9 protein-coding genes and 1 pseudogene are annotated in these 9,073 nt (G+C 68.7%); 4 read left to right on the forward strand and 6 right to left on the reverse strand.

Going from position 1 to position 9,073, the window contains the following annotated elements; translation table 11 throughout:
* On the reverse strand, positions 1-239 hold a 239-nt coding region (locus tag K0M70_RS15440), incomplete at its 3' end, for a hypothetical protein (protein ID WP_290783480.1).
* A 210-nt stretch (positions 240-449) separates the two neighbouring features.
* Between K0M70_RS15440 and K0M70_RS15445 the strand changes: the two are divergent.
* Both K0M70_RS15445 and K0M70_RS15450 read left to right on the forward strand, forming a co-directional pair.
* Positions 450-2,018 (forward strand): annotated as a pseudogene (locus K0M70_RS15445) (FAD-dependent oxidoreductase); the annotation flags it as partial.
* Positions 2,019-2,369: 351 nt separating this feature from the next.
* Positions 2,370-2,864, forward strand: coding sequence for a cell wall hydrolase (locus K0M70_RS15450; protein WP_290783482.1), 495 nt, complete (start codon positions 2,370-2,372; stop codon positions 2,862-2,864).
* 9 nt (positions 2,865-2,873) lie between these two features.
* Here K0M70_RS15450 and K0M70_RS15455 read toward each other — a convergent pair whose 3' ends face one another.
* From K0M70_RS15455 to K0M70_RS15475, 5 genes are all read right to left on the reverse strand, one after another.
* Positions 2,874-3,320: an ion channel gene (locus tag K0M70_RS15455; protein WP_290783484.1), complete on the reverse strand. Its 447-nt coding sequence runs from the start codon at positions 3,318-3,320 to the stop codon at positions 2,874-2,876.
* A 1-nt stretch (position 3,321) separates the two neighbouring features.
* Positions 3,322-4,467, reverse strand: a complete 1,146-nt coding sequence (gene prpC / locus K0M70_RS15460) for a 2-methylcitrate synthase (protein ID WP_290783487.1) — start codon at positions 4,465-4,467, stop codon at positions 3,322-3,324.
* Between the two features lie 11 nt (positions 4,468-4,478).
* On the reverse strand, positions 4,479-5,366 hold the full coding sequence (gene prpB, locus K0M70_RS15465) for a methylisocitrate lyase (RefSeq protein ID WP_290783489.1): 888 nt from the start codon (positions 5,364-5,366) through the stop codon (positions 4,479-4,481).
* A gap of 51 nt (positions 5,367-5,417) precedes the next feature.
* On the reverse strand, positions 5,418-6,401 hold the full coding sequence (locus K0M70_RS15470; RefSeq protein WP_290783492.1) for a malate dehydrogenase: 984 nt from the start codon (positions 6,399-6,401) through the stop codon (positions 5,418-5,420).
* Between the two features lie 78 nt (positions 6,402-6,479).
* Complete coding sequence (locus K0M70_RS15475; RefSeq protein ID WP_290783495.1) at positions 6,480-7,679, reverse strand: pyridoxal phosphate-dependent aminotransferase; 1,200 nt, start codon at positions 7,677-7,679, stop codon at positions 6,480-6,482.
* 127 nt (positions 7,680-7,806) lie between these two features.
* On the opposite strand from K0M70_RS15475, the gene K0M70_RS15480 reads away from it, so the two are divergent.
* Together K0M70_RS15480 and K0M70_RS15485 are read left to right on the forward strand one after the other, a co-directional pair.
* The gene (locus tag K0M70_RS15480; protein WP_290783498.1) at positions 7,807-8,544 is read left to right on the forward strand and encodes a hypothetical protein; all 738 of its coding nucleotides are present in this window, start codon (positions 7,807-7,809) and stop codon (positions 8,542-8,544) included.
* Positions 8,541-9,073, forward strand: a 533-nt coding sequence (locus tag K0M70_RS15485) for a M48 family metallopeptidase (protein ID WP_290783499.1), incomplete at its 3' end; no start/stop codon positions are given. The genes K0M70_RS15480 and K0M70_RS15485, both read left to right, overlap by 4 nt.

Consider the following 9,073-nt stretch of genomic DNA (forward strand, 5'->3'; position numbering starts at 1 on the left):
CCCACAAGGGAGAGCGTCATGGTGATGTCCTTGAGCGGGGCGCCCGAGGGCACGAGCAATTTGCTGTCCACCACCATGCCCGCGTCATTGACCAGCGCGGCGACAACCAGGACGTGGCCGCCGGGGGTTTCCAGAGAAGCAAGCACGCTGGGGGGCGCGGGCACATTCTCAGGAATGGACGGAGCCATTTCCAGGGGAGCGGGCCACAGGGGCGCGGGTTCGGCGTTGATAAGGGGCATGTCGAACGTCGGCGCTGGCGGCGCCACGGTCGTGGGTGGGGGGGGAATTGTGGGGAGCGCGGGGGCGGGCGGCGCGGGGGGCGCCTCAGGCGGGGGGACCCGGGGGGGGCGGGGGGCGTTAGGGCGGCGACCTGCCCCCACAACCGTGGCACGCCCCGCCGGGGGGGGGGGGCGCGCATTAACAGGCCCTTGTCAACCCGCCCCGGGGGGGCGCGCGACGCCGGCTACGACGGCGTCGAAGTGATGGGCTCGGAGGGTTACCTGATCAACCAGTTCCTGTCGGCGCGCACCAACAAGCGCACCGACGACTGGGGCGGCACGCCGGCCAAGCGCATGCGCTTCGCGGTGGAAATAGTGCGCCGCATCCGCGAAGCGGTGGGCAAGGACTTCATCCTCATCTACAGGCTGTCCATGCTCGAGCTGGTGGAAGGCGGCTCGGACTGGGACGAGATCGTGCTGCAGGCCAAGGCCATCGAAGCCGCCGGCGCCACCATCATCAATACCGGCATCGGCTGGCACGAGGCGCGGGTGCCCACCATCGCCACGTCGGTGCCGCGCGCGGCGTTCGCCGGCGTCACGGCCAAGCTCAAGCCGCTGGTCGGGCTGCCGCTGGTGGCCACCAACCGCATCAACATGCCCGAAGTGGCCGAGCAGATACTGGCGTCGGGCCAGGCCGACATGGTGTCGATGGCGCGGCCGCTGCTGGCCGACCCGCAGTGGGTGAACAAGGCACGCACCGGACGCCGCGACGAGATCAACACCTGCATCGCCTGCAACCAGGCCTGCCTGGACCATGTGTTCGTGGGCAAGAAGGCCAGCTGCCTGGTGAACCCGCGGGCCTGCGTTGAAACCGAGCTCAACTACACCCGCACCCAGGCCCCCAAGCGCATCGCCGTGGTTGGCGCCGGGCCGGCCGGCCTGGCCTGCGCCACCGTGGCCGCCGAACGCGGGCACCACGTGACGCTGATCGACGGCTCCACCCAGATCGGCGGCCAATTCAACCTGGCCAAGCAGATCCCGGGCAAGGAAGAATTCCACGAAACCATCCGCTACTTCGGCAAGCAGCTGGCCATCACGGGCGTCGAGCAGCGGCTGGGCACCCGGGTGGATGCGGCGGCGCTGCTGGCCGGCGGCTATGACGAGATCGTGCTGGCCACCGGCATCGTCCCGCGCAAGGTCGACTTCCCCGGTTCGGGACACGCCAAGGTGGTCAGCTACCTGGACGTACTGACGGGCAAGGTGGTGCCGGGCCGGCGCGTGGCCATCATCGGCGCGGGCGGCATCGGCTTCGACGTGGCCGAATACCTGGCGCATGAAGGTCCTTCTTCCACCACCGATACCGGCCGCTGGATGGCCGAATGGGGCGTGGCGCCCGACTTCACCGGCGCGGGTGGACTGGTCAAGCCGGCACCCGAGGCGCCGGCGCGCGAGCTGTGGCTGCTGCAGCGCAGCCCGGGCAAGCCCGGCGCGCGGCTGGGCAAGACCACGGGCTGGATACACCGCTCGGCGCTCAAGGCCAAGGGCGTGCAGGCCTGGGGCGGCGTGGAGTACCTGGGTGTGGACGACGCCGGTCTGCGGGTGCGCGTGGACGGCCGCGAAATGCTGCTGCCGGTGGACCAGGTGGTGGTGTGCGCCGGCCAGGAGCCGCTGCGCCAGCTGGTGGAACCCCTGCAGGCGGCGGGCAAAACGCCACACCTGATTGGCGGCGCGGACGTGGCCGCCGAGCTGGACGCCAAGCGCGCGATCGACCAGGGCAGCCGTCTGGCCGCGGCGTTCTGAGCCTTCCAGGCACGGCCCTCGCGGGCCGCGTCTGAGCAATTACTCCAAACAAAATCAATCATTTGGAAACGGCCGTTCAGCTGGCGTTCGGCTGGCAGCCGTACCATGCGCCTCGGACCAGGCCCCGGACAACTCCGGTGGGCCGGCCAAATACGGCCCCTCCCAGCACATGGCTCGGCGGGGTTTCCGGAAGGCGCCCCACCTACGACGCCCCGACCGGAATGCGAGCTGCGCTCGTCCATCCCCAAAACGCCAGGCCGCCGGCCCCTCCCCGCCCCGTTGCTTCCTGACAGGCGAGTCCGCATGAATGCGGGCGAGAGACCGCGGCGCAACGGAGCAAGGAGTTCCGCCATGAAGCTGTCTTTCATCCTCTGGCTTGCGTCGATTTTGCCGCAGCCCGCCGCCGACCCGCTGTGCCTGGCGACGACGGTTTACCTGGAATCGCGCGACCAGACCGAGCTGGGCCAGCGTGCCGTGGCCGAAGTGGCCCTGCGCCGCCGCGACAGCGGCCAATGGGGCGAATCGGTGTGCGAAGTGGTGCTGGCGCGCAAGCAGTTCGCGCCGACCATCGTCAATCCCGGGCTGCGCATGCGCAACCTCGAGGCTTGGCAGAAAGCGGTGGACGTGGCCTTCCAGGCCCAGCAGGACTGGACCATGCCGGTGGGCGAACGCAATGAAGTGGTGCCCGGCGCCAGCCACTTCGCGGCATTGGACCTGGCCAACCCGGCCTGGGCCACGTCGCCGCGGGTAGCCACCATCGGTGACCACACCTTCTTCCGGGTGCAGCGCCTCAGCCCGCCCGTGGCGGCGTCCGGCCCGGCGGCAGGGCAGCGCCTGGCACCCTGACGGCTTCGCTCAGCGGCGCCAGAACCGCTCCATCTCGAGGAACGTGAACGACGCCGACCAGGTGATCATGACGAATCCGGTCAGCGCCGACGTGCCCGCGAGAAAGCGGATTGGCCCCACCGGCGACACGTCGCCGAAACCGACCGTGGTGTAGCACATCGCCGCCAGGTAAATGGCGTCGAACAGGCCCAGCGGATCGGCGCCCGTTACCGCACCGGTGTCAGGCAGCAACACCAGCCCGTAGAAGGTCAGCCCGAACAGCCAAATCTCGATGATGTGTAGCGCCAACACGCCCAGGATGCCGTAGAGCACCTTGCGCCGGCGCTCACTGTCGTGACGGCGCGCCACCACGCGCGACACGACCGTGAGCCCCTCGTAATGGATCAGCACGCACGCACCCACCGACAGCAATGTCGCCAGCACCACCCACCCGTTGGCGAGCCAGTGCCCGTACATCTCAGCGCTTGTCGATCGCCACGAAGGCTCGGTCGTCGGGGCCGGTGTAGTTGGCGCTGGGGCGGATGATCTTGCCGTCGATGCGCTGCTCGATCACGTGCGCCGACCAGCCGCTGGTGCGGGCAATCACGAACAGCGGGGTGAACATCGCCGTCGGCACGCCCATCATGTGGTAGGCCGAGGCGCTGTACCAATCCAGGTTCGGGAACATCTTCTTGAGGTCCATCATCAGGGTCTCGATGCGCTCGCTGACGTCGAACAGCACCTGGTTGCCGCCGTCCTTGCACAGCTTGCGGCTGATTTCCTTGATGATGGGGTTGCGCGGGTCGCCGATGGTGTACACCGGGTGGCCGAAGCCGATGACGATTTCCTTGCGCTCCACGCGGGCCCGGATGTCGGCCTCGGCTTCGTCGGCGCTGCCGTAGCGGGCGATGATTTCCATCGCCACTTCATTGGCGCCGCCGTGCTTGGGGCCGCGCAGCGCGCCGATGCCGCCGGTGATGCAGCTGAAGATGTCCGAGCCGGTGCCGGCGATGACGCGGCAGGCGAACGTGGACGCGTTGAACTCATGCTCGGCGTACAGCACCAGGGACTGGTCCATGGCGCGCGCATGCGCCGCGCTGGGCGGCTCGCCGTGCAGCAGGTGCAGGAAGTGGCCGGCGATGGTGTCGTCGTCGGTCTCGACTTCGATGCGGCGACCGTTGCGGGTGAAGTGCCACCAGTACAGCAGCATCGAGCCGAAGCTGGCCATCAGCTTGTCGGCGATGTCGCGGGTTTCGTTCACCGGGTGGCCGTCGCGCTCGGGCAGCACCACGCCCAGCACCGAACAGCCGGTGCGCAGCACGTCCATGGGGTGGGCGTTGGCGGGCACCAGCTCCAGCGCATCGGTGACGATGGCGGGCAGGCCGCGCAGGCGCTTGAGCTTGGTCTTGTAGGCCGCCAGCTGACTGGCCGTGGGCAGCGCGCCGTGCACCAGCAGGTGCGCCACTTCCTCGAAGCCGGCCTTCGTGGCCAGGTCGTGGATGTCGTAGCCGCGGTAGTGCAGGTCGTTGCCGCTGCGGCCGACGGTGCACAGCGCGGTGTTGCCGGCCGGCGTGCCGCTGAGGGCAACGGACTTCTTGGCCTTGGGCAGGGTGGATTCGGTCATGGTGCTCTCCCTTACTTCTTCTTGGCGAACAGGGCGTCGAGGCGCTGTTCGTAGTCGTGGTAACCAATGCGGTCGTAAAGCTCTTCGCGCGTCTGCATCGAATCAACCACCGCCTTCTGGTGGCCGTCGCGGCGGATGGCGGAATACACGGCCTCGGCCGCCTTGTTCATGGCGCGGAACGCCGACAGCGGGTACAGCTGGATGGCCACGCCCACCGAGGCCAGTTCGTCGCGGGTGAACAGCGGCGTCTGGCCGAACTCGGTGATGTTGGCCAGCACCGGCACTTTCACCGCCTCCACGAAACGCCTGTAGGTAGGCAGGTCGTAGGCCGCCTCGGCGAAGATGCCGTCGGCGCCCGCTTCCACGCAGCGCACGGCGCGCTCGATGGCGGCGTCCACGCCGTCCACGGCGATGGCGTCGGTGCGGGCGATGATGAAGAACTGGGCATCGGTGCGGGCATCCACCGCCGCTTTGACGCGGTCGACGAACTCGTCCACCGGCACGATTTCCTTGCCGGGACGGTGGCCGCAGCGCTTGGCGCCGATCTGGTCTTCGAGGTGGCAGGCGGCGGCGCCGGCCTTGATCAGCGACTTCACCGTGCGCGCCATGTTGAAGGCGCTGGGCCCGAAGCCGGTGTCGATGTCCACCAGCAGCGGCAGGTCGCACACGTCGGTGATGCGGCGGGTGTCCACCAGCACGTCTTCCATGCCGGTGATGCCCAGGTCCGGTATGCCGAGCGAGCCGGCGGCGACGCCGCCGCCCGACAGATAGATGGCGCGGTAGCCCGCACGCTGGGCCAGCAGCGCGTGGTTGGCGTTGATGGCGCCGATCACCTGCAGCGGTGATTCGGCGGCGAGCGCGGCGCGGAAGCGTGCGCCGGCGGAATTCGATTGCGTCATTTCGGATCCTTCATGCGCGAAGACGACCCGGAGGTCGTCTTCGCTGTCACATCAGAGCAGATGGGCGACTCCGGCGCGCTCTTCCTCGAGCTCGGCCAAGGTCTTGTCCATCATGGTGCGCGAGTAGTCGTCCACGGCCAGGCCCTGCACGATCTCGTACTTGCCGTCCTTGCAGGTGACCGGGAAGCCGTACATCACGTCCTTGGGAATGCCGTAGCTGCCGTCCGACGGGATGCCCATCGTGGCCCACTTGCCGTTGGTGCCCAGCACCCAGTCGTGGATGTGGTCGATGGCGGCGTTGGCGGCCGAGGCGGCCGAGCTCAGGCCGCGAGCTTCGATGATGGCGGCGCCGCGCTTGCCGACCTTCGGGATAAAGGTTTCGCGGTTCCAGGCCTCGTCGCCGATCTTGTCCTTGAGCGACGCGCCGCCGATGGTGGCGAAACGGTAGTCGGGGTACATGGTCGGGCTGTGGTTGCCCCAGACGACCAGGCTGTCGATGTCGGCCACGGCCACGCTGGCCTTGATGGCCAGCTGCGACAGCGCGCGGTTGTGGTCCAGGCGCAGCATGGCGGTGAAGTTGTTGGGATTGATGTCCGGCGCCGACTTCATGGCGATATAGGCGTTGGTGTTGGCCGGGTTGCCCACCACCAGCACCTTGATGTCGCGCGAGGCCACGGCGTTGATGGCCTTGCCCTGCACGGTGAAGATCTCGGCGTTCTTGAGCAGCAGGTCCTTGCGCTCCATGCCCGGGCCGCGCGGCATGGCGCCGACCAGCAGCGCCACGTCGGCGTCCTTGAAGGCCACCATGGGGTCGTCGGTGCCGACCACGCCGGCCAGCAGCGGGAACGCGCAGTCCTCGAGCTCCATGATCACGCCCTTGAGCGCGGCCTGGGCCTTTTCCATGGGCAGCTCAAGCAGCTGAAGGATGACAGGCTGGTCCTTGCCCAGCATTTCGCCCGAGGCGATGCGGAACAGCAGGGAGTAACCGATCTGGCCGGCAGCGCCGGTGACGGCAACACGGACGGGGGTTTTCATGACATCTCCTCGGGGGTAGCGGGCCTGGAGGCGCGCCGACAAGAAAAAACGGCGCCCGGGCGGGCGCCGCGAAATGGCTTACGAGAGTTCTGCGAAGAACTCCTGGATGCGCTTCAGGCCCACCGGCAGCTGCGCCGAGGGGCAGGTGTAGCTGATGCGAAGCGCGTTGGGCGCGCCGAAGGCCGAGCCCGGCACGCAGGCCACGCCCTTGGCTTCCAGCAGCACGCTGCAGAAATCAACGTCGTTGTTGATGGCCACGCCGTTGTGCGACTTGCCGAAAGCGCAGCTGATGTCGGGGAACACGTAGAACGCGCCCTGCGGCTTGGGACAGATCACGCCGGGGATGGCGTTCATGGTCGCCGCCACCAGATCGCGCTTGGCCTGGAATTCGGCGCATTTGGCCACCGGCACGTCCTGCGGGCCGGTAAGCGCCGCAATGGCCGCGGCGGTCACCACTTCGGGCAGGTTGGTGATGTGGGTGGAGTTGAGCACCGTCATCGCCTTGGCCACCACTTCGGGGCCGGCCATGAAGCCCACGCGCCAGCCGGGCATGCCGTAGGTCTTGGACAGCGAGTCCACGAACACCAGCCGGTCGCGCAGCTCAGGGCGGGCCTGGACGAAGTTGTGATAGCCCAGGCCGTCGAACACCATCATGTTGTAGATGTCGTCGGTGATGATCCAGGTGTCGGGATACTTCACCAGCACGTCGGCCAGCGCCGAGATTTCCCCGCGCGTGTAGACCATGCCGGTGGGGTTGTTCGGGTTGTTGAACAGGAACACCTTGGGCTTGGTCGCCAGCGCCGCTTCCAGCTGGGCCGGCGTGAGCTTGTAGTCCTGGCTGGCCGGGCACGGCAGCTCGAGGATCTTCGCGTTCAGCACTTCGGCGATGTCGGCGTAGGTGGTCCAGTACGGCGTGGCGTAGGCGATGGTGTCGCCTTCGTCCAGCAGGGCCTCGGCCAGGTTGTAGAGGATGTGCTTGGCGCCGACGCCGGTGGCGCAGTGCATGCGCGTGTAGCCGGTCAGGCCCAGCGCCTCGATGTGCAGCAGGAAGGCGTCGAGCAGGGCGTCCGAGCCGCGGTTGCTGCCGTACTGGCCGCTGTCCTTGGCCAGGGCGTCGCGGGCAGCGGCGTAGACGTGGTCACCGGGCAGGAAGTTGGGTACGCCGATCGAAAAGCTGACGATGTCGCGACCTTCGGACTTGAGCTTCTTGGCCTTGTCGGCAACGGCCATGATGGCGCTGGGCTTGGCACGGCCCATGCGCTTGGCGAGCTGTGGCATCGCATTCCTCGCGGGAGTTGTGGCGGGGCTGAAAAACCCCACAAGGATACCATGCCGCACCCGGCCAAGCCCCGCCCGGCGCTTGTCCCGCGCACGCGTTCGGGCATGCTGTCGGCAGGAGGACCCCATGGCCCAGCACGCCCGATCCGCCCGTCGCTTCGTCGCGCTGCTGGCAGTGCTGCTGTCGCTGCCGGCGCTTGCCTACAACCAGGACCGGGTCGCCACCGACCAGGCTGGCCAACCGTTGCGCATCGCCGGCAGCGTGGTCGTGGTGGAGCCCGACATCGAGCTGACCGAGGTGACCACCGGTGGGCTGAACGAACCGCGGCGGGAGTGGTCGGACGCGGCGCGCCGGCTGTTTCCCGAAGCGATGGGCCAGGTGCTGGCGCAGGGCGGCCACGACCGCAAGCCCGATTTCGAGATCCGGGACGACCTGCCGCCGCGATCGCGCCTGGGCCAGGTGATCCGCCTCAACGAGGCCGTGGCCATGAGCATCGCGGTCTACACCCGGCGCGGCAGCCACCTGGCCACCAAGGACCGCCGCCTGGACTGGACCCTGGGTGAGGGCGTGAGCGAACTGCGGGACGCCACCGGCGCCGACTACGCGCTGTTTACCTACGTGCGCGACAGCTATGCCAGCGAAGGCCGCGCGGCAATGCGGGTGCTGGGCCTGCTGGCGGGGGCCGCCATGGGCGGCGTGGTGGACATCGGCGGGGGCCGACAGATGGGCGTGGCCACGCTGGTGGACCTGCGCACCGGCCAGGTGGTGTGGTTCAACCTGATGTCCAACCAGACCGGCGACCTGCGGGACGCCGAGGGCGCCGCGAAATCCGCACGCCAGATGCTGACCGGGCTTCCGCTGTGAAGCGCGCCGCATGCCTGCTTGCAGCCTGCCTGGCTGCCGCCCCCGCCGGGGCCGCCGACCCGGTGGACACCGCCCTGCCCGGCCAGCGGCCGCCCCCGGGCAGCGACGAGGACGAGCTGTGGTACGCCATGGAGCGCGCCGAACGCGAACTGCTGGCGCATCCGAGGCGGGTCACCGACCCGGTCCTGAACGCCTACGTGCGCGACGTTGCCTGCCGCGTCGCCGGTGACCTCTGCGCGGACCTGCGCGTCCATATCGTTGACCAGCCCTGGTTCAATGCGTCCATGGCGCCCAACGGAATGATGGTGGTCTGGACCGGCGCCCTGCTGCGGCTGCAGGACGAGGCCGAACTGGCCCTGGTGCTCGGGCACGAAGTAGCCCATTTCCGCGAACGTCACGCCATCGCGCAGTGGCGCAAGGCAAAGAACACGTCGGCCGTGGTGGGTTCCATCAGCCTGCTGGCCTTTGGCGGCGGCGGCCGGCCCGGCCGGGGGGGGGGGCGGGGGGGGGGGGGGGGGGGGGGGGTGGG

It is taken from the genome of Arenimonas sp. (genome assembly GCF_019459675.1).
In the GTDB taxonomy this organism is placed as follows: domain Bacteria; phylum Pseudomonadota; class Gammaproteobacteria; order Xanthomonadales; family Xanthomonadaceae; genus Arenimonas.

Bases quoted from the DNA above. Each gene is read 5' to 3' on its own strand.
- K0M70_RS15450 (WP_290783482.1), top strand. From the start codon at position 2,370: ATGAAGCTGTCTTTCATCCTCTGGCTTGCGTCGATTTTGCCGCAGCCC.
- K0M70_RS15455 (WP_290783484.1), bottom strand. From the start codon at position 3,320: ATGTACGGGCACTGGCTCGCCAACGGGTGGGTGGTGCTGGCGACATTG.
- prpC (WP_290783487.1), bottom strand. From the start codon at position 4,467: ATGACCGAATCCACCCTGCCCAAGGCCAAGAAGTCCGTTGCCCTCAGC.
- prpB (WP_290783489.1), bottom strand. From the start codon at position 5,366: ATGACGCAATCGAATTCCGCCGGCGCACGCTTCCGCGCCGCGCTCGCC.
- K0M70_RS15470 (WP_290783492.1), bottom strand. From the start codon at position 6,401: ATGAAAACCCCCGTCCGTGTTGCCGTCACCGGCGCTGCCGGCCAGATC.
- K0M70_RS15475 (WP_290783495.1), bottom strand. From the start codon at position 7,679: ATGCCACAGCTCGCCAAGCGCATGGGCCGTGCCAAGCCCAGCGCCATC.
- K0M70_RS15480 (WP_290783498.1), top strand. From the start codon at position 7,807: ATGGCCCAGCACGCCCGATCCGCCCGTCGCTTCGTCGCGCTGCTGGCA.